17 protein-coding genes are annotated in these 18,751 nt (G+C 70.1%); 8 read left to right on the top strand and 9 right to left on the bottom strand.

The window, feature by feature from the left end; genetic code table 11:
* Positions 1-55 precede the first annotated feature (55 nt).
* From folE to J2Y46_RS15940, 4 genes are read left to right on the top strand one after another with little or no spacing between them, the layout of a single operon-like run.
* Positions 56-658 (top strand): GTP cyclohydrolase I, encoded by a 603-nt coding sequence (gene folE, locus J2Y46_RS15955; RefSeq protein WP_310243606.1) that lies wholly within the window; start codon positions 56-58, stop codon positions 656-658.
* A gap of 28 nt (positions 659-686) precedes the next feature.
* A complete protein-coding gene (locus J2Y46_RS15950) occupies positions 687-1,907 on the top strand; it encodes an FAD-dependent oxidoreductase (RefSeq protein ID WP_310243603.1) in 1,221 nt (406 codons plus the stop codon).
* Complete coding sequence (gene folP / locus J2Y46_RS15945) at positions 1,904-2,812, top strand: dihydropteroate synthase (RefSeq protein ID WP_396653205.1); 909 nt, start codon at positions 1,904-1,906, stop codon at positions 2,810-2,812. The genes J2Y46_RS15950 and folP overlap by 4 nt, the downstream gene beginning before the upstream one ends.
* The gene (locus J2Y46_RS15940) at positions 2,812-3,519 is read left to right on the top strand and encodes a pyrimidine reductase family protein (protein ID WP_045298168.1); all 708 of its coding nucleotides are present in this window, start codon (positions 2,812-2,814) and stop codon (positions 3,517-3,519) included. Before folP ends, J2Y46_RS15940 begins: the two co-directional genes overlap by 1 nt.
* 24 nt (positions 3,520-3,543) lie before the next feature.
* Here J2Y46_RS15940 and J2Y46_RS15935 read toward each other — a convergent pair whose 3' ends face one another.
* The gene (locus J2Y46_RS15935; protein ID WP_310243599.1) at positions 3,544-4,095 is read right to left on the bottom strand and encodes a TetR family transcriptional regulator; all 552 of its coding nucleotides are present in this window, start codon (positions 4,093-4,095) and stop codon (positions 3,544-3,546) included.
* A 73-nt stretch (positions 4,096-4,168) separates the two neighbouring features.
* Between J2Y46_RS15935 and J2Y46_RS15930 the strand changes: the two genes are divergently transcribed.
* Complete coding sequence (locus J2Y46_RS15930) at positions 4,169-5,041, top strand: alpha/beta fold hydrolase (RefSeq protein WP_052676744.1); 873 nt, start codon at positions 4,169-4,171, stop codon at positions 5,039-5,041.
* Positions 5,042-5,277: 236 nt separating this feature from the next.
* Positions 5,278-7,134 (top strand): bifunctional UDP-sugar hydrolase/5'-nucleotidase, encoded by a 1,857-nt coding sequence (locus J2Y46_RS15925; RefSeq protein ID WP_045298173.1) that lies wholly within the window; start codon positions 5,278-5,280, stop codon positions 7,132-7,134.
* 57 nt (positions 7,135-7,191) lie between these two features.
* Here J2Y46_RS15925 and J2Y46_RS15920 read toward each other — a convergent pair whose 3' ends face one another.
* The 3 genes from J2Y46_RS15920 to J2Y46_RS15910 are packed head-to-tail and all read right to left on the bottom strand — an operon-like array spanning position 7,192 to position 10,874.
* On the bottom strand, positions 7,192-8,832 hold the full coding sequence (locus J2Y46_RS15920; RefSeq protein ID WP_310243595.1) for a DNA repair helicase XPB: 1,641 nt from the start codon (positions 8,830-8,832) through the stop codon (positions 7,192-7,194).
* A 45-nt stretch (positions 8,833-8,877) separates the two neighbouring features.
* A complete protein-coding gene (locus J2Y46_RS15915; protein ID WP_310243593.1) occupies positions 8,878-10,605 on the bottom strand; it encodes a helicase-associated domain-containing protein in 1,728 nt (575 codons plus the stop codon).
* A 5-nt stretch (positions 10,606-10,610) separates the two neighbouring features.
* The gene (locus J2Y46_RS15910) at positions 10,611-10,874 is read right to left on the bottom strand and encodes a multidrug ABC transporter ATPase (RefSeq protein ID WP_310243592.1); all 264 of its coding nucleotides are present in this window, start codon (positions 10,872-10,874) and stop codon (positions 10,611-10,613) included.
* A 195-nt stretch (positions 10,875-11,069) separates the two neighbouring features.
* Between J2Y46_RS15910 and J2Y46_RS15905 the strand changes: the two genes are divergently transcribed.
* Both J2Y46_RS15905 and J2Y46_RS15900 read left to right on the top strand, forming a co-directional pair.
* Positions 11,070-11,453, top strand: a complete 384-nt coding sequence (locus tag J2Y46_RS15905) for a cold-shock protein (protein ID WP_045298181.1) — start codon at positions 11,070-11,072, stop codon at positions 11,451-11,453.
* On the top strand, positions 11,437-12,438 hold the full coding sequence (locus tag J2Y46_RS15900) for a DUF3027 domain-containing protein (protein WP_310243587.1): 1,002 nt from the start codon (positions 11,437-11,439) through the stop codon (positions 12,436-12,438). The genes J2Y46_RS15905 and J2Y46_RS15900 overlap by 17 nt, the downstream gene beginning before the upstream one ends.
* Positions 12,439-12,512: 74 nt before the next feature.
* Here the strand turns inward: J2Y46_RS15900 and J2Y46_RS15895 are convergent, their stop codons facing one another.
* The 5 genes from J2Y46_RS15895 to J2Y46_RS15875 are packed head-to-tail and all read right to left on the bottom strand — an operon-like array spanning position 12,513 to position 18,613.
* Positions 12,513-14,855: a glycoside hydrolase family 3 N-terminal domain-containing protein gene (locus J2Y46_RS15895; RefSeq protein ID WP_310243584.1), complete on the bottom strand. Its 2,343-nt coding sequence runs from the start codon at positions 14,853-14,855 to the stop codon at positions 12,513-12,515.
* On the bottom strand, positions 14,852-15,904 hold the full coding sequence (locus J2Y46_RS15890; RefSeq protein ID WP_310243582.1) for an ABC transporter permease: 1,053 nt from the start codon (positions 15,902-15,904) through the stop codon (positions 14,852-14,854). The genes J2Y46_RS15895 and J2Y46_RS15890 overlap by 4 nt, the downstream gene beginning before the upstream one ends.
* A gap of 2 nt (positions 15,905-15,906) precedes the next feature.
* Complete coding sequence (locus J2Y46_RS15885; protein WP_045298185.1) at positions 15,907-16,986, bottom strand: ABC transporter permease; 1,080 nt, start codon at positions 16,984-16,986, stop codon at positions 15,907-15,909.
* Complete coding sequence (locus J2Y46_RS15880) at positions 16,983-17,792, bottom strand: ABC transporter ATP-binding protein (protein WP_045298188.1); 810 nt, start codon at positions 17,790-17,792, stop codon at positions 16,983-16,985. Before J2Y46_RS15880 ends, J2Y46_RS15885 begins: the two co-directional genes overlap by 4 nt.
* Positions 17,789-18,613 carry an ABC transporter ATP-binding protein gene (locus J2Y46_RS15875; protein ID WP_045298191.1) on the bottom strand — a complete coding sequence of 275 codons (825 nt, stop codon included), beginning with the start codon at positions 18,611-18,613 and terminating at the stop codon, positions 17,789-17,791. The genes J2Y46_RS15880 and J2Y46_RS15875 overlap by 4 nt, the downstream gene beginning before the upstream one ends.
* Positions 18,614-18,751 lie beyond the last annotated feature (138 nt).

Genomic DNA, 18,751 nt, shown 5'->3' with positions numbered 1-18,751 from the left:
GAGTTCTAGCGTCGGGATCGGACGAGCCGATCGTGCTCAACACGAAGGAGTGGGGATGATGTCGACCCCGGCGCACGCGACGGCGCTGCACGCCCTGCCCGACGAGGCTCCGATCGATCGCGACGCGGCGATGCTCGCCGTCGGCGATCTGCTCGCGGCACTCGGCTTCGATCCGGACGAGGGCGACCTGGTCGAGACGCCGCGGCGCGTCGCCGACGCGTTCATCGAGATGATCACGCCCGAGCCGTTCGAGATGACCACGTTCGCGAACGAGGACGCGTACGACGAGCCGGTCGTCGTACGCGGCATCCCGTTCGTGTCGCTGTGCCGGCACCACCTGCTGCCGTTCCGCGGCACCGCGACCGTGGGCTACGTGCCCGGCGACCGTCTCGTGGGGCTCTCGAAGCTCGCGCGCGTCGTCGCGCACCACTCCCGCGGGCTTCAGGTGCAGGAGGCGCTGACGGTGCAGATCGCGCGCACGCTCGAGAACGCCCTGGAACCGCGCGGGGTCGGCGTCGTCGTCGAGGCGGAGCACCTGTGCATGTCGGCGCGCGGAGTCCGCACCGACGCCGCCCTCACCACGACCACGGCGTTCCGTGGTGTGCTCGCTGCCGATCCGGCGCTGCAGGCACGATTCGTCGGAGCGCGCCCCGTCTGACGTCCCGACACAGGCGAGAGGAGTCGTCATGAGCCACATGCTGATCATCGGAGGAGGCCTCGCGGGCGGAACGGCCGCAGAGGCGCTGCGAGACGAGGGGTTCGACGGAGACATCACCGTCGTCGCCGCCGAGGCGCATCCGCCGTACCAGCGACCCCCGCTCTCGAAGGGGTATCTCGCGGGGAGCGAGGGTCTGGATGCCGTCCTCCTCCACCCCGCCGAGTGGTACGACGAGCGCGGAATCCGGCTGATCACCGGCGTCGCGGCCACCTCGCTCGAGCCCGCCGCGCACGCAGTGGAGCTCGAGGATGGCGAGAGACTGACGTACGACGCGGTGCTGCTCGCGACGGGCGCGACGCCGCGGATGGTCCCGCTGCCCGGCCACGACCTGCCCGGAGTCATGACGCTGCGGCGTCTGGACGACTCCGACGAGCTCGTGGCGCAGCTCCGCGAAGGCGGCAAGCGGCTCGTGGTGATCGGCGCGGGCTGGATCGGCATGGAGGTCGCCGCGACGGCCCGCGGCTTCGGCAACGAGGTCGCGATCCTCGAGCGTGACGCGGTGCCGCTCGCGATGGCGCTCGGCGCCGAGATGGGGGAGGTGTTCCGGGGGCTCCACCTCGAGCACGGCGTCGACCTCCGCACGTCGGTCGGCGTGGACCGCATCGTCGGCGAAGGGCGCGCCGAGGGGGTCGTCGTCGACGGCGAGACGCTTGCCGCGGACCTCGTCCTCGTCGGCGTCGGTGCGTCTGCGAACACGGCGCTCGCCGAGGAGGCGGGGCTCGACATCCTGAACGGCGTCCTGACCGATGAGGCGCTGCGCACGAGCGCGGCCGACGTGTTCGCCGCGGGAGACGTCGCCAACGCGTTCCACCCCGTGCTGCAGCGGCACCTGCGCAGTGAGCACTGGGCGAATGCGCTGAATGCCGGCAAGGTCGTGGCGCGGTCGATGCTCGGGCAGCCGGCATCCTTCGACGACATCCCGTACTTCTACACGGACCAGTACGACCTCGGCATGGAGCTGTCGGGGTATGCGCCCCTGATGACGGATGCCGAGATCGTCGTGCGCGGCGATCTCGACGCGCGCGAGTTCATCGCCTTCTGGACCGACGACGGCCGTATCGTCGCGGGCATGAACGTCAACGTGTGGGACGTGAACGACAAGGTGCAGTCCCTCATCCGCTCCGGAGCGAGGATCGACCCCGACCGGCTGCGTGACCCCGAGGCGCCGCTGGAGGACCTGATCCCGTGACACTCGCGCCCGACACCGCCTCGGCCCTGCTCGCCCCGGTGCTCGACCTGCCGGGCGGTGCGCTCGACCTCTCGCGGCACATCGCGGTGATGGCGATCGTGAACCGCACGCCGGACTCGTTCTACGACCGCGGGGCGACGTTCGCGCTCGACGCCGCGGTGTCGGCCGGCTTCGCCGCCGTGGAGGCCGGCGCCGAGATCGTGGACGTGGGAGGCGTGAAGTTCGCGCCCGGCCCGCCGGTTCCCATCGACGAGGAGATCGCGCGCGTCCTGCCCGTCGTGCGCGAGCTGGCGCCGGTCGCCCGCGTGAGCGTGGACACGTTCCACCCCGAGGTGGCGCGGGCGGCGATCGATGCGGGCGCCGCGATCATCAACGACACGACGGGCCTGCACGATCCCGCGATGGCCGAGGTGATCGCGCGGGGAGGCGCCGGGGTGGTCATCGCCCACAGTCTCGCGGCGCCGCGCACGCAGCATCCGCTCCCGCACTACGACGACGTGATCGGCGACATCGCCGAGTTCCTCGTCGCGCGCCGCGAGCTGGCGAGGGAGCGTGGGATTCCCGATTCGCGGATCGTGCTCGACCCCGGCCACGACCTCAACAAGAACACGCAGCAGACCCTGGAGCTCACCCGGCGCCTGGGCGAGCTCGCGGGGCTCGGCGCGCCGCTGCTGGTGGCGCTTTCGAACAAGGACTTCGTCGGCGAGGCGCTCGACCGCGAGAAGGGCGACCGCCTTCCCGGCTCCCTCGCCGCGGCCGTGTTCTGCGCGCTGAACGGCGCACGCATCGTGCGTGCCCACAACGTGCGCGAGACCGTCGACGCGATGCGCATGGTGGAGGCGATCCTCGGCTGGCGCCGGCCCGCCTACGAGCGGCACAACACCCGACCCGAGGGGAATGACTGATGCCGACGCGCTCCGAGCTCTTCGACGCCTATGCGCTGCACGGCCGCGACGGCACGCGCGTGCGCATGAACTTCGTCTCGAGCGCCGACGGAGCGGTCACGCTCGAAGGACGCAGCGGCGCTCTCGGTGGCGACACGGACCGCGAGCTCATGCAGGTGCTGCGCGCGATGGCCGACGTGGTGCTGGTCGGTGCCGGCACCGTGCGTGCCGAAGGCTATGGCGGACTGCAGGTCGATCAGGACGAGGTCGCGTGGCGCCGCGCCCGCGGACTCGCCGACCAGCCAGCGCTCGCCGTGGTGAGCGGCGGCCTGCATCTCGATCCGGCCGACAAGGTCTTCGCCGAGGCGGTGCGCCGCCCGGTGATCGTGACGACGGATGCCGCGGCCGCCGCGGACGGCCGGCGCTTCGAGTCGGTGGCATCCGTGGTGGCATGCGGGGAAGCCGGCGTCGATCTCGCGGCGATGCTGGCCGCCTTCGCGCGCCGCGGCTGGACGCAGGTGCTGTGCGAGGGTGGCCCGCACCTCTTCGGAGCGCTGCTGGAGGCCGATCTCGTCGATGAGGTGTGCGTCACGCTGGCGCCCCGGTTCGTCGGAGGTGAGGCGGGCCGGATCGTGCAGGGCGCGGCCGAGGCCGACCGGCGGTTCGCCCTCGGGAGTGTCGTGACCGACGACGAGGGGTTCGCGTTCCTCCGCTACGTCGCTCCCTGACCCTCTCGACCACGTCGTCCTCGATCATGCCGTGAGGCAACCGCGAACGGCGACGGCGACGCTCGGACGCACGGGCGCGGTCGGGTCGACACTGAGTCGATGCAGGATGATGCCGTCGCCGAAGGCCATGAATGCGTGCAGCGCCGCATCCGGATGGGGTGCTCCGAGCGCGACCAGGAGTCCGCGGGTCCACGCGGCGATGCCCTCGCGCTGAGCGCGAAGGGGTGCGAAGAGCACGGGGTCGGATGCCGCCTCGAGGAACAGTGCGTAGCGTGCCCGGGTGCGCACCGCGTGCGGTCCGGTGAGAAGTTCTATGCCCGCGCTGAAGATGTCGATAAAGCCTTCGAGGTCGTCGAACGGCTGAGCGAGCACCGCGGTGAGATCGTCGGCCTCGCGCTGCGCGATCCACTCCGCGACACCGGACAGCAGCGCGGCGCGGGTCCGGAAGTGGTTCGACGTCGAACCGCGCGGCAACCCCGCGTGCGCATCGACGCGCGCATGGGTGAGCGCGCGGATCCCCTGGGTGCCGACGAGTTCGACGGCGGCGTCCAGGGCGCGTTCACGGGTGGTGGTCATCCAGTCGAGCCTATGCGACCAGACCACTGTGAGAGCGGTGACAATCTACTATGAACGTAGTATCCTCGGGGTCATGACCGATGTCACGGGTCTCCGTTCGCGGATGGTCACCGCCAACGGACTGCGGATGCATGTGACCGAGATCGGCGCCGGTGAACCGGTGCTGCTCCTGCACGGTTTCCCTCAGAGTTCGCGGGAGTGGGCGCCGGTGATGGCGGGCCTGGCGGATCGGGCGCGCCTGATCGCGCCGGACCTGCGCGGGGCGGGGGAGACGGAAGCCCCGCCGTCGGGCTACGACGCGCGGACAGTCCTGCACGACGTGATCGCGCTGCTCGATGAGCTCGGCATCGAACGCGTGGACCTCGTCGGGCACGACTGGGGAGCGCTCGTCGGCTTCGACCTCTGTCTCGGGCACCCCGATCGGGTTCGCAGATACGTTGCCATCGCCGTGCCGGCCCCGTATTTCGACATGACCCCCGCGCTGCTGGCGGGCATGGGGAAGGCGATGCCGCACCTGTGGTTCCAGTGGGCGATCGCGACGCCGGTGCTCGGACCGCGACTGCTGTCGCGCGGAAGGCAGAGGCTCGCCCGTTGGCTGCTCCGCGGGTTCGAGCGGCGGCCGATGGACTCGGCGGATGTGGAGGCGTACGTCGCGGCGCTGCGAGATCCCGCTCGGGCCCGAGCGGCCTCGAAGCTCTACCGTGGACTGATCCTCCCCGCGTTCATGAAGATCATGCGCGGCGGCTATCGCGGGCGGGTCCTGAACACCCCGACGCTGGTGCTCTTCGGCGCCGACGACGCGCTGCTGCCCAAGGACGCCATGGCGGTGAGGCCCGAGGACGCGCCGCACACCACGGTCGAGTTCGTTCCCGGCGGAGCGCACTTCCTCGTCGATGACAATCCTGACGAGGTCACTCGACGGGTGGCCGGCTTCCTTCTCGACTGAGCTGCCAACCTGCTCCGCAGCATCCGGCCGCTAGTGCGTGGCTGCCTGACCCGGGTGGTGCGACCACACGCTGTTGTGCTCTGGCATGAGACAGGTCTACCCGCCCGGTCCGACATCCGGGTTTGCTCTGTCGTGTGCGCGCGCCGTGTATTAGGTTTCTCGTGATCGCGCCCACGAGGACGCGTGCATCTCGGCGGGCACAGCCGCCCGCCAGAAAACGGGAGGGTTCTGTGCACATGCGCAAGACATCGACGGCCCGGCTTGCGGGAGGCGCGGTCATCGCCGCCACCGCGGTCGCGCTCGCCCTGGTCGGTCCGGGATCGGCGGCTACCGCCGTGTCTGATGACAAGAAGACGCCGCCAGGCCAGCAGTTCGACATCCAGCTGCTGTCGTTCAACGACTTCCACGGCAACCTCGAACCGCCCGCCGGATCCAGCGGTCGCCTCGTCATCGATCACTTGCTCGCCCCCGGGGCGACCCGGCCGACAGACGTTACGACGGACACGCTCACGCCTGCCGGAGTCGGCGGGGTCGAGTACCTCGCGACCCATCTCGCGCAGGCGCGGGAGTCCAACCATTGGTCGCTCACGGTCGCGGCCGGTGACCTCATCGGCGCATCGCCCCTGCTGTCGGGCGCATTTCACGACGAGCCGACCATCGAGGCTCTCAACGCACTGAAGCTCGACGTGTCCGCGGTCGGAAACCACGAGTTCGACGAGGGCTACGTCGAGCTGCAGCGCATGGCGAACGGCGGCTGCATCGACGACGGCGACGGCGCGAACAACCAGAACTCCTGCCCGGACCGCAAGTTCCGCGGCGCCGACTTCGACTACCTGGCCGCCAACGTCGTGAAGGCGGGGACGAACGAGACGATCCTCCCGGCGTACACGATCAAGAAGATGAAGAGCGCCAAGATCGCCTTCATCGGAATGACCCTCAAGGACACCCCCGACATCGTCACCGCGTCGGGCATCGCGGGTCTCGAGTTCAAGGACGAGGTTGCCACTGCGAACGCACTGGTGCCCGAGCTCAAGGCGAAGGGCGTCAACGCGATCGTCGTGCTCATCCACCAGGGCGGCGTGCCCGGACAGCAGACCTGGTACGACCAGAACAACAACCCGTACCAGGTGAACCCGTCCTATGATGCGGCGTGCGCCAATGGCGCACAGCTCGATCCTACGAGCCCGATCATCCCGATCGCCCAGGGTCTCGACCCGGCGATCGACATGATCATCTCGGGGCACACCCACCAGCCGTACGTGTGCAGCATCAAGGATCCCGCCGGACAGGACCGCATGGTGACGTCCGCCTCGTCGTTCGGACGCCTCTACACCGACACCACGCTCACGTACGACAAGAAGGCCGACGACATCATTCGTACCTCGGTGAAGAGCGCAAACGTGCTCGTGACCCGTGATGTGGCGAAAGACAAGGCAGAGACCGAGCTCATCGCGAAGTACAAGACGCTGGTGGCCCCGATCGCGAGCAAGGTGATCGGCCAGATCTCGTCCGACATCAACCGCGCGGCCAACCCGGGCGGCGAAACGGCGCTGGGCGACCTCATCGCCGATGCGCAGCTCGCCGATCCCAGCGTCGTCGGTCCGTACGCACCGCCGGTCATCGCCCTGATGAATCCCGGCGGCATCCGTGCCGATCTGACGTACAGCGCGTCGTCGTGGGGCGAGGCGCCGGGGGCGGTCACGTTCGAGGAGGCGTTCACGGTCCAGCCGTTCAACAACTACCTGGTCTCGCTCGACCTCACCGGTGCGCAGATCAAGCAGCTGCTGAACCAGCAGTGGAGTGGAGCCAATGCGAGCGCGAAGAAGATCCTGCAGGTGAGCGCGGGCTTCGCGTACTCCTACTCGGGCACAACGCTCGGGGCGGTCACGCTCAACGGGCAGCCGCTGGCCGACACGACGGTATACCGCGTGGTCACGAACAACTTCCTCGCCGGCGGCGGGGATGGGTTCCCGACGTTCCTGCAGGCGCAGAACGTCTACTACGGCGGGCTCGACATCGACGCGTTCGCCGCGTACCTGACCGCGCACAGCCCCTACGCGCCGGGCGCGCTCAACCGCATCACCCTGCAATAAGCCGCGGGACAGCGGTGGCCCGGCGCGACAGGCGCCGGGCCACCGCTCTCTCAGCGGTCAGGCCGCGAGCGAGTGCGCGTCGAGGATCGTGTACGCGTAGCCCTGCTCGGCGAGGAAGCGCTGGCGGTTCTGCGCGAAGTCCTGGTCGACGGTGTCGCGTGCGATGAGCGTGTAGAAGCTCGCGGTGTGGTTCGACTGCTTCGGCCGCAGCAGGCGTCCGAGGCGCTGGGCCTCCTCCTGACGCGAGCCGAACGAACCGGAGACCTGGATGGCGACGGATGCCTCGGGCAGATCGATCGAGAAGTTCGCGACCTTCGACACCACGAGCACGGAGATCTCGCCGACGCGGAACGCCTGGTACAGCTCTTCGCGCTCGTCGATCGGGGTCTGCCCGGTGATCTTCGGAGCGTTGAGCGCTTCGGCGAGGACGTCGATCTGGTCCAGGTACTGGCCGATGATCAGGATGCGTTCGCCCTCGTGCCGCGCGACCAGGTCGCGCACGACCCCGATCTTCGCGGGCGCCGTCGCGGCGAGGCGGTAGCGCTCGTCGTCGGCCGCCGCCGCGTACTCGAGGCGGTCGCCGGCCGGCAGGTCCACCCGCACCTCGTAGCAGACGGCCGGGGAGATGAAGCCCTGCGCCTCGATCTCCTTCCACGGGGCGTCGAACCTCTTCGGGCCGATGAGGCTGAAGACGTCTCCCTCGCGGCCGTCCTCGCGCACGAGGGTGGCGGTGAGGCCGAGGCGGCGTCGCGCCTGCAGGTCGGCCGTCAACTTGAAGACGGGCGCGGGGAGGAGGTGGACCTCGTCGTAGACGATGAGACCCCAGTCGAGGGCGTCGAGCAGAGCGAGGTGGGCGTACTGTCCCTTCCGCTTCGCGGTGAGGATCTGGTAGGTGGCGATCGTGACCGGCTTGATCTCCTTGGTCTGGCCGGAGTACTCGCCGATCTCCTCGGGCGTGAGCGAGGTGCGCTTGAGAAGCTCGTCGCGCCACTGGCGGGCGCTGACGGTATTGGTCACGAGGATCAGCGTCGTGGTCTTGGTGTCGGCCATGGCGGCCGCGCCGACGAGCGTCTTGCCTGCGCCACAGGGGAGCACGACGACGCCGGACCCGCCCTGCGTGAAGATGTCGACGGCCTGCCGCTGGTACGGCCGCAGGTGCCAGCCGTCCTCCGCGAGGTCGATCGGGTGCGGTGTCCCGGGCGTGTAGCCCGCGAGGTCCTCGGCGGGCCAGCCGATCTTCAGCAGCTCCTGCTTGATCTGGCCGCGCGCCCACGCGTCGATGACGAACGAGTCGGACGAGGGATGCCCGATCAGCAGCGGCTGGATGCGCTTGTTCTTCGACACCTCGGCGAGGACCGCAGCATCCGTGGATCTGAGGATCAGCTCGCCGTCCTCGTTGCGCTCGATGACGAGGCGGCCGTAGCGGCCCACCGTCTCGGCGATGTCGATCGACACCGACGGGGGCACGGGGAAGCGCGACCAGCGGTCGAGGGTCGCCAGCATGTCTTCGGCGTCGTGCCCGGCGGCGCGTGCGTTCCACAGCCCGAGCCGCGTGACGCGGTACGTGTGGATGTGCTCGGGGGCGCGCTCGAGCTCGGCGAAGATCGCGAGTTCGTGCCGCGCGCTCTCGGCATCGGGGTGCGCGACCTCGAGGAGAACGGTGCGGTCGCTCTGGACGATGAGGGGGCCGTCAGCCATAACGGACCAGTCTACCGGGGTGGAGGGGTGTCGGATGCTGCGGGCTCAGGCCGCGTGGACGCTCACGATGCTCGACACGGGCAGTGTGCGTTCGATGTCGGCGGCGCGGTCGCGTCCGCGCAGCCGCCCACCGCCGAGGCCCGCCGCCTCGAGCGTGAACGAGCGCTCCGAGCCGTCCGGCATGCGCACGACCACCACGATCTCCGCGCGGGCGCGCACCGCCTGCTCCAGCTCGCGTTCGAGCCAGCCGGCCTCGCCCTGGGTGCCGTGGCCGCCGCGGAGCGTGGCGATGAGGCGCGCGTACGTCTCCTGCGGGGTCGCAGCCGGCTTCGATGCGGTCGCGGTGGTGCGCCGGTGGATCGACTCGGGAAGCCCGCGGGCGTCGAGGGCGATGACGGGGTAGCGGGCGTCGGCGAGGGTCCAGTAGACCGCGTCGCGAGCCACACGGGACGAGAGCGCGTCGTCGCCTTCGAGCACGAGCAGCCCCAGCGGCCGCAGCGCCTGGTCGACGGTGATCGCGTCGAGCAGACCCTCATCAGGGCTCTCGACGCGGGTGCGGCCGGTAGCCTCGTCGGCGCGCACGCGCACCAGGCCATGGCGGGTGGCCGTGCTCTCGATGAGATAGGCCAGCGGCTGAGGTATGCCGGTGAGCGACAAGCCCGCCAGGAAGTCGCGCATCGACTCGGCCGTCTCGCCCTCGGTCATTCCGACGCCGATCGACTCGGCCGTGAAGCGGTACGTCGACGCCTGAGCGCGTGACTCCCGCAGTGCGATCGATCGCAGGCGCAGATCGAGGGCGGGTGCGAGAGGACCGGGCGCGATCGCGGTGAGGTCCGCCTGCAGGTACACCCGGTCGATCTCGGTGGGGAGGTACGGCGCCATGGTGGCGGCATCCGCTCGCCCTCCCGCCCGCAGGGCAGCGGTCCAGGGGAACTCGGCAGGGGAGCGGTCGGCGGTGAACAGCCCCCAGCGCACACCGATGCGGTGCAGCCGCTCCGCCCGGGCGGGCCACTCGGGGTCGAGAGGGTACGTGCCGGGCCATGCGTCCGGCGGGAGGAAGCCGTGCGACGGGGTGCGCAGCCCACGAGGAAGACTCGCGCGGAAGCCCTCGGCGATCGCCTCCCACCGCTGCGCCGTCGGCGCCTTCAGCCAGCGTTCGCCGGCCTCGGTGACGCTCCATTCGCGTTCGTGCGCGGTCGCGAGGCCGGCACCCGCTGCCGAGGCGAGCAGATCTTCGAGGTCGTCGGCGAACTCGAGGGCGCCGGCATCCAGCAGCCGGCGACGGTCCACGGCACTCACCGGTCCCGCGCCGGTACGCACGAGCGGCGTGTGGGAGCACAGGAGGAGCACGTCGGCGAGCGAGCCCGCGGTGGTGAACGCGCGCTCCGCGGCGGCGGCCGCGACGCGCGCGTCGGCGGGACCCGGTGCGACCGGCGGCGGCGATTCGGCGAAGGCATGCGGCGCCGTGGCGGCTGCGGCCGCCACTCGTTCCGAGACAGGGGCGTAGGGAGAGCCTTCGGCGTCTGTGAGGGCGAGGAGGGCAGGCTCGCCGTCGACGCCCGCGTCGCCCCGATCGAGGGCGAGGAGGTCCCGACGGTCGAGGCGCGTCAGCGCCCGGTCGACGGACGCGGGGTCGAGCAGGCCCTCGGCGGCGTCGAAGAAGTCGTGCCACGCCGCCTGCGGCGAGACTCCGCGCGCTGCGAGCGTCGTGGCGAGCGCGGCGTCACCGAGCTCGGCGAGCCGCGTCGCGAGAGCGCGCGCGTCGGAGACCAACCGGGTCAGCCCCCTCTGTTCGCCCGGGCCCTCCGCACGAAGCTCATGATGAGGACTGCGAGCAGCAGCGCGAACGCGACGATGGGGGCGATGTACACCAGCACGCCGACGATCGGCCAGATGCCTGTACTCATGTCGGCCCCGGAGGCCGACGCGATCATGATCGCGAAGAAGCTCACGATCGAGAGCACGAGCAGGCCCAGCGACATGAAGGCCAGGACGCGGTCGATGCGGCGGACGGGGACGTCGCCGGAGGGGTTCGTGCTCATCCGCACCAGCCTACTCGCTGACGTCCGCGCCGCGGTCCGAAGGCGCGCGTCTGAGATGGCGCAGGACGCATGCCTCACCGTGGGGTCGCGGCGGACGCCGTGCCGTTAGGCTGGGAGGCGGGGTTGTACGATCCCGCTTTGTCATGCTCTGTATCGCCCGCGACGCATCGCGGGCGCCGATCCAGCGAGGTTTCGATGCCCACCGGCAAGGTCAGGTTCTACGACGAGGAGAAGGGGTTCGGCTTCATCTCCTCCGAAGATGGTCAAGACGTCTTCCTGCACGCCTCTGCCCTTCCGCCCGGCACGCCCGCACCCAAGGCGGGGACCCGCCTCGAGTACGGGATCGCCGACGGCAAGCGCGGTCCGCAGGCCCTTTCGGTGCGCGTCCTCGAGGCTCCGGTGAGCCTCGCCAAGCGCTCCCGCAAGCCCGCCGACGACATGGCGATCATCATCGAGGACCTCGTGAAGCTCCTCGACGGCATCGGCGGAGACCTCCGCCACGGTCGCTACCCGAGCGGCGCGCACGCCAAGAAGGTCGCCGCGGTCCTGCGCAAGGTCGCCGATGAACTCGACGCCTGACCCGAGCGACCTTGTCGTCGACGCCCCCCAGGCCTCGGACGACATGGTGACGGATGCCGCACCCGCCGCCGCGGACCAGGCACCGGCCGACGAGGTCGAGGTCGAATCCGTCGAGGTCGACGTGGCCGAGGTCGAGGTCGGCGCGGCCGAGGTCGAGATCGAAGCGACCGAGGTCGAGGTCGAAGCGACCCACGGTGCGCCGGCCGACGGCGCCGGGGAATCCTCGGAGACCGCTGAGGTCGTCGACGTCGTCGAGGTGGTCGAGGTCGTCGTGCCCGTCGACCCCGACCCGCAGCTGCTGGTTGCGCACGACCTGGCGCTCGCCGCGCTCCGCGAGATCACGCCCGAGGCCACGATCGGCGACCCCGCGGGCTACCGCGTCGAGGCCGACGGGGTCGTCTCGCTGCGCTTCGCGAATCGCCTCGCGGGCTACCCCGGCTGGTTCTGGACCGTCAGCCTCGCACGCGTCGACGACGCCGAGCCCACCGTGCTCGAGGTCGAGCTGCTCCCCGGCGACGGGGCGCTGCTCGCTCCGGACTGGGTGCCCTGGGCCGTGCGCCTCGCCGACTACCACGCAGCCCAGGCCGCTCTCGCGGAGGCCGCGCATGCGGACGACGACCAAGAGGACGACGATCACGAGGAGCTCGAAGACGTCGACGACCTCGACGCGTCCGACTTCGACGAGGACGGCTCGCCCATCCTCCACGCCGGCGACGTCGACGGCGTCGACATCGACGAGCTCGCCGATGCTTCGGCCGAGGACGAGCACGACGATGACTCGGACGACGACGAGGACGACTTCGACGAAGATGACTCGGACGACGACGAGGACGACTTCGACGAAGATGACTCGGACGGCGACGAGGACGACTTCGACGAGGACGGCTTCGACGACTCCGACGAGGACGATTCAGACGAGGACGACGACTCCGACGAGGACGATTCAGACGAGGACGACGGGCGCTTCGACCCCGAAGGCTCCTGACCGCGTCCAGGCACGACGAAGGGGTGGATTCCCGCCGCCCGCAGCGCGGGGGAATCCACCCCTTCGCGTTTCCCTCAGCGCCGCTCGACCACGTTCGCGGCGGCGGCCACTGACGGCGCAGCCGCGTCGGCGACGTGGAAGCGGGCACTGAGCAGCACGTCGTCGCGAGACGAGGGCCCCACCAGGAGCTCGAACTCGCCGGCTTCGACGAGGCGGCGGCCCGCGGCATCCACGATCGTGCACTCCGCGACGGGAAGCGACAGCTCGACCGTCACCGTCTCGCCGGGCTGCAGCTCGACGTGGCGGTAGGCCTTGAGCTCCTTGTCGGCCCAGCTGACCGAGGTCACGCTGTCGCGCACGTACACCTGCACGATCTCGTGCGCGGGTCGGTCACCCGTGTTGTGCAGGTCGACGAGCGCGCGCACCGTGTCTTCGCGGCGCAGGTCGGCCTCGACGACGCGCAGAGCGGAGTACTCGACCGTCGTGTACGACAGGCCCTCGCCGAACGCGAAGGCAGGGCTCTGCGTGAGGTCGGCGTAGCGGTCGCCGTGCTGGCCGCGGATCTGGTTGTAGTAGATCGGCAGCTGGCCCGCGTGGCGTGCGAACGAGATCGGCAGGCGACCGCTCGGCTCGATGAGTCCGAGCAGCAGCTCGGCCACCGCCTGGCCGCCGCGCATGCCGGGGTTCGCCGCCCACAGCAGGGCGGCAGCATCCGTCACGGTCCTCGGCAGCACGTGCGGCTTCGAAGCCAGCAGCACCACCACGAGGGGAGTGCCGGTCGCCGCCAGGGCCTCGAGCAGTGCGAGCTGCCCGCCGACGAGCTCGAGCGTCGCCGTCGAGCGGCCCTCGCCCACGAGCTCGATGCGGTCGCCGACGACGGCGACGACACAGTCCGCGCCCTCGGCGGCGGCCACCGCTTCGGCGATGAGGTCCGCATCGGGTGCGCTCGGCAGGACCACCTGGGGCCGGGGCTGACCGTCGGGGAAGAACGCACCCTCCGGGTCCTCCTCGAGCGCGAGGATGTCGGCGCCGCGGGCATGGGTGATCTCCCAGTCCGCAGGGGCGTGTGCGCGCAGCCCATCGAGCACCGTCGAGATCATCTCGCGCGGGTGGCCGTCAGGGATCCAGTCGACCTGTCCCGACGAGCCGGCCCAGTCGCCCAGCTGCGTCTGCGCGTCGTCGGCGAGCGGGCCGACCACCGCGATACGGCGGGAACCGGATGCTGCGGCCACCGCCCTCCCGGACTCGTCGGCGGTGAGCCCGCCGGCGAGCGGCAGCGTGCCGTCGTTGGCGAGCAGCACCAATGAGCGACGCGCGACCTCGAGGTTGAGCGCCGTGTGGCCGGCGGAGCCGACCGCGGTGGCGATGCGCTCGCGGTCGGGCAGGCGCGGGTCCTCGAAGAGGCCGAACTCGAACTTCAGCAGCAGGATGCGCGCGACGGCGCGGTCGAGCGCCTCCTCGGTCAGGAGTCCCTGCGCGAGCGCGTCCTGGGCGCCCTGGAAGAACCCGGGCGTCGTCATGATCATGTCGTTGCCCGCCAGCACGGCGGCCGCGGCGGCGTGGGCGTAGTCGGGCTGCACCTTCTGCTCCCACACCATGCGTCCGACGTTGTCCCAGTCGGTGATGAGGGTGCCGGTGTACCCCCACTCGCCGCGCAGCACGTCGTTCAACAGCCAGTCGTTGACCGTGATCGGCACGCCGTCGGTGGTCTGGTAGCCGAGCATGAACGTGCGGCATCCCTCCTTCGCCACCCGCTCGAACGGAGGGAGGAACCACGAGCGCAGCTTTCGGCGCGAGAGGTCGGCCTCGCTCGCATCGCGGCCGCCCTGCGTCTCGGAGTACCCGGCGAAGTGCTTCGCCGTGGCGAGGATCGCGGTGGGGTCGTCGAGGCCGCCCCCCTGGTAACCGCGCACCATCGCCGAGGCGAGCTCGCCGATGAGGAACGGGTCCTCGCCGAACGTCTCGTCGACGCGGCCCCAGCGGAGGTCTCGCGTGATGCACAGCACCGGCGAGAAGGTCCAGTGGATGCCGGTGGCCGAGACCTCGACGGCCGTGGCACGCGCGACGCGCTCGGCCAGCCCGGCATCCCACGTCGCGGCCATGCCCAGCTGGGTCGGGTAGATCGTGGCGCCCTCCCAGAAGGAGTGGCCGTGGATGCAGTCCTCGCCGACGAGCAGCGGGATCTTCAGCCGGGTCTGCAGGGTCAGCTCGCGGGCGCGGAGCACCTTCTCGGGCGACGCGTGCAGGATCGAGCCGGCGTGCATCCGCACGACCTGGTCCTCGAGGTCGTCGCGCGCATCGAGCTGCAGCATCTGGCCGATCTTCTCCTCGACCGTCATGCGGCCGAGGAGATCCGCGATGCGATCGGCGACCGGCAGCGAGATGTCGAGGTAGTTCGGAATGGTCGCGGTGGTCACGCGTTCTCCTGGGTCTTCACGTCGGTGCGCACGACGGTCACGGTGTCGTTCACGTTCATGCCCTTCTTCTTCATGGCCCGGGCGCGCTCCCCGGCGGACCGCAGGCGCGGGTTGACGTACTCGTCGATGCCGAAGTTGATCAGTGAGAGCGCGACGCCGATCGCGGCGATGCACAGGCCTGGGGGCAGGAACCACCACCACTGTCCCTGACGGAAAGCGCCTTGCGCGCTCGCCCAGTTGAGGATGGTGCCCCAGTTGTAGGTCGTCACCGGAATGATGCCGATGTACGACAAGGTCGTGAGGCCGATGATCGCGGCCGTGACGGTGCCCACGAAGCTGGCCGCGATGAGCGCCATGAGGTTCGGGAGCATCTCCACCGTGATGATCCGCCGCAGCGGTTCGCCGTTGGCCCTGGCGGCCTGCACGAAGTCCCGGCTGCGCAGCGACATGGTCTGGGCGCGCAGCACGCGCGCGCCCCACGCCCAGCCGATGAGGCCGAGCACTCCGGCGATGAGGATGAGGGGCGGATCCTCGAACATCGACGCGACGATGATGATCAGCGGGATGCCGGGGATCACGAGGAAGACGTTGGTGAGAGCAGACAGGCCCTCGCCGCGCCACCCGCGAAGGTAGCCCGACAGCACGCCGACGATGATCGCGATGACGGTGGCGATGATCGCCGCGAGGAAACCCACCACGATGACGCCGCGCGTGCCGTGGATCACCTGGCTCAGCACGTCCTCGCCGATGTGCGTCGTGCCGAGCCAGTGCTCCGCGGACGGCGGCTGGAAGCGCGCCGTGTTGTCGACCTTGGTGGGGGAGTAGGGGGCCAGCACGTCGGCGAAGATCGCGACGAGCACGAAGAATCCGAGGATCGACAGGCCCGTGATGGACTTCCTGTTGCGGAACATCGCGAACGCGGCGCCCAGCTTCGACCAGAAGCCGGGCCTCTTGACTCGCTTGCCGGCGGGGGCGGGGCTGCGCACGGTGGCCGTGGAGGGCGTGGTCGCCGGGCGCTGCGCCGTCGTGGCGTCTCCGATCGTGTTCATGCTCAGGCCTCCGTCTGGCGCGTGCGCGGGTCGAGGAACGCATAGGCGACGTCCGCGAGGAGGTTCGCCAGGAGCACGGAGATCGTGATCACGAGGAACACCCCCTGCATGAGGGCGTAGTCCTTGGCGTTGGTGGCATCGAGCAGCAGCTTGCCGACACCGGGATAGCTGAACACCACCTCCATCACGATCGTGCCGCCGACGATGAAGCCGAGGGCCAGCGCGAAGCTCTGGATCTGCGGGAGAACGGCGTTGCGCGCGGCGTAGCGCCAGAGCACCCGGTCGTTCGGCATGCCCTTGGCCTGCGCGACGGTGACGTAGTCCTCGTCGAGCACCGTGAGCATCATGTTGCGCATGCCCAGCATCCAGCCGCCGAGCGAGGCGATGACGATCGTCGCCGCAGGAAGGAAGCCGTGGTGGATCACGTCGCCGACGAACTCCCACGACCACTCCGGCGCCACGCCGACGCCGTACGCCTTGCCGATGGGGAACCATCCGAGCGCGACCGAGAAGATCGAGATCGCCAGCAGACCCAGCCAGAAGTAGGGGATGGTGCTGAAGAAGGTGGTGATCGGGATCAGGACGTCGAGCCGGCTGCCGCGGCGCCAGCCGACGATCGCGCCGCCGATGGTGCCGACCGCGAACGCGATGAGCGTCGCGAAGCCGACGAGGGCGACGGTCCAGATCAGGGACTGGCCGACCACCTCGGTCACCGGCCGCATGCCGTGCAGCAGGGAGATGCCGAGGTCACCGCGCAAGAGGTGTGCCCAGTAGTCGACGTACTGCTGCCAGAGGGAGGCGTCGGTGTCGAGTCCGAGCAGGGCGCGAAGGGCGTCCGCCGCCTCGGGCGTGACGTTGCGGTTGCGGGCGAGGTACGCGGTCACCGCGTCGCCCTTCATCAGGCGCGGCAGGAAGAAGTTGATCGTGATCGCCGCCCAGAGTGTGAACAGATAGAACAGGGCGCGGTTGCCGAGGAACCGCCAGGGGATGCGCGCGCGGCCCTTGACGGCGCCGGTCGCGCTCGTTCCCGCCTCGATCGCGTCGAAGTCCGGGGCCGGGAGCTGGGGGGCGATGGCGCTCACTTCTCACCTCCGAGGATGCCGGCTGCGTGCGCGAAATACGTGTCGGGATCGGGGGACGCCGCGCGCAGCTCTTGGGTATAGGGGTTCTGAGGGTTGAGGATCACGTCGTCGGCGGGACCCCGCTCGACGACCCGTCCCTGGTTGAGCACGAGGATCTCGTCGCTGAAATGGCGAGCCGTGGCGAGGTCGTGCGTGATGTAGAGCACGCCCAGACCGTGTTCACGCTGCAGGTCGGCGAGCAGGTTCAGGACCCCGAGGCGGATCGACACGTCGAGCATCGAGACCGGCTCGTCGGCCACGAGCAGCTTCGGGCGCGATGCCAGGGCGCGCGCGATCGCGACGCGCTGACGCTGGCCGCCGGACAGCTCGTGCGGCCGGCGGTCGATGACGGCGTCGGCATCGAGCCGGACGCGGCCGAGGAGACGACGGACCTCGTCGTCCAGCTGGTCCTTCGGCACGACCTTGTCGAGCTCGAGCGGCCGCTGGATGGCGTACCGGATGGTGTGGTACGGGTTCAGCGACGCGAACGGATCCTGGAAGACCATGCGCAGCTGCTGACGGTAGGCGCGAAGGCCCTTGCCGCGACGGGGGATCGGCGCTCCGTCGAGGCGCACCTCGCCGCTGGTGGGCGACTCGAGCTGGGTGAGGATCTTGGCGATGGTCGACTTGCCGCTGCCGGACTGGCCGACGAGGCCGATGGTCTGGCCGGAGCGGAGCGTGAAGCTCACGTCGTCGAGGGCCTTCATCTGGCCGGCACCGCGAACGGAGTACACCTTGGTGACGGCGTCGAATTCGAGGACGGTCATCGCAGGACCACCCCTCTCTCTCCGGTGAGTCTGGGGAACGAGGCCAAGAGCGTCCGGGTGTACTCGTCCTGCGGATCGGTCCAGACCCGCTCGGCGGTGTCGAGCTCGACGATCTCGCCCTCCCGCATGATCGCGATGCGGTCGCTGATCTCGAGCAGCAGAGGCAGGTCGTGGGTGATGAAGATTACCGAGAAGCCGAACTCGTGGCGCAGGTGGGAGATCTGACGCAGGATCTCGCGCTGCACGAGCACGTCGAGTGCCGTCGTGGGCTCGTCCATCACCATCAGCTGTGGGCGCAGCGCGAGGGCCATGGCGATCATGACGCGCTGGCGCATGCCGCCCGACAGCTCGTGCGGGTACGAGCGGTAGCGCTGCGCGCCGACCTTGACGATCTCGAGGAGCTCGACGACCTCGGAACGCCGCTGCGCGCGCGAGAGGTCCGGGCGATGCACCTCGAAGACGTCCTCCAGCTGGGAACCGATCGTGGCGACAGGATTCAGCGAGTTCATCGCGCCCTGGAAGACCATCGAGATCTTGTCCCAGCGGAAGCGGCGCATCTCCTCGGCCTCGAGGCCGTTGATGTCGACGTCCTCGCCGTTCGCGTCGTGGAAGACGACGGACCCGCTCGTGATGACCGCCGGGGGCTTGAGGAGGCGCTGGATGCCGTAGGCGAGCGTGGTCTTGCCGCACCCGCTCTCGCCGGCGAGTCCGAGGATCTCGCCGCGCTGAAGTTCGAGGGTGACGTTCTTGACCGCCTTCACGGGGGGATCGACGTCGTAGACGATCGAGAAGTCGTGGACGGAGAGCAGCGAATCTCTCATCGGTGCTGGCTCGCTTTCGTGTGGGTGACGTGCGGGCGGGGGGGGTGGGGGGGGCCCCCCCCCCCCCCCGGGGGGGGGGGGGGGGGGGGGCCCGGGTGATGGGTAAGGCGCAAGGCGGGGGCGGCGGGGGGGCCCCCG

Origin of the sequence: Microbacterium sp. BE35 (assembly GCF_031457705.1) — a bacterium.
GTDB classification, from domain to species: domain Bacteria; phylum Actinomycetota; class Actinomycetes; order Actinomycetales; family Microbacteriaceae; genus Microbacterium; species Microbacterium trichothecenolyticum.
The sequence above is the reverse complement of the archived record's forward strand: the minus strand, read 5'-3'. Positions and strand labels throughout refer to the sequence as shown.

Excerpts from the sequence above, each read along its gene's own strand:
- folE (WP_310243606.1), top strand. The coding sequence starts at position 56 with ATGATGTCGACCCCGGCGCACGCGACGGCGCTGCACGCCCTGCCCGAC.
- J2Y46_RS15950 (WP_310243603.1), top strand. The coding sequence starts at position 687 with ATGAGCCACATGCTGATCATCGGAGGAGGCCTCGCGGGCGGAACGGCC.
- J2Y46_RS15940 (WP_045298168.1), top strand. The coding sequence starts at position 2,812 with ATGCCGACGCGCTCCGAGCTCTTCGACGCCTATGCGCTGCACGGCCGC.
- J2Y46_RS15935 (WP_310243599.1), bottom strand. The coding sequence starts at position 4,095 with ATGACCACCACCCGTGAACGCGCCCTGGACGCCGCCGTCGAACTCGTC.
- J2Y46_RS15930 (WP_052676744.1), top strand. The coding sequence starts at position 4,169 with ATGACCGATGTCACGGGTCTCCGTTCGCGGATGGTCACCGCCAACGGA.
- J2Y46_RS15925 (WP_045298173.1), top strand. The coding sequence starts at position 5,278 with ATGCGCAAGACATCGACGGCCCGGCTTGCGGGAGGCGCGGTCATCGCC.
- J2Y46_RS15920 (WP_310243595.1), bottom strand. The coding sequence starts at position 8,832 with ATGGCTGACGGCCCCCTCATCGTCCAGAGCGACCGCACCGTTCTCCTC.
- J2Y46_RS15910 (WP_310243592.1), bottom strand. The coding sequence starts at position 10,874 with ATGAGCACGAACCCCTCCGGCGACGTCCCCGTCCGCCGCATCGACCGC.
- J2Y46_RS15905 (WP_045298181.1), top strand. The coding sequence starts at position 11,070 with ATGCCCACCGGCAAGGTCAGGTTCTACGACGAGGAGAAGGGGTTCGGC.
- J2Y46_RS15900 (WP_310243587.1), top strand. The coding sequence starts at position 11,437 with ATGAACTCGACGCCTGACCCGAGCGACCTTGTCGTCGACGCCCCCCAG.
- J2Y46_RS15890 (WP_310243582.1), bottom strand. The coding sequence starts at position 15,904 with ATGAACACGATCGGAGACGCCACGACGGCGCAGCGCCCGGCGACCACG.
- J2Y46_RS15880 (WP_045298188.1), bottom strand. The coding sequence starts at position 17,792 with ATGACCGTCCTCGAATTCGACGCCGTCACCAAGGTGTACTCCGTTCGC.
- J2Y46_RS15875 (WP_045298191.1), bottom strand. The coding sequence starts at position 18,613 with ATGAGAGATTCGCTGCTCTCCGTCCACGACTTCTCGATCGTCTACGAC.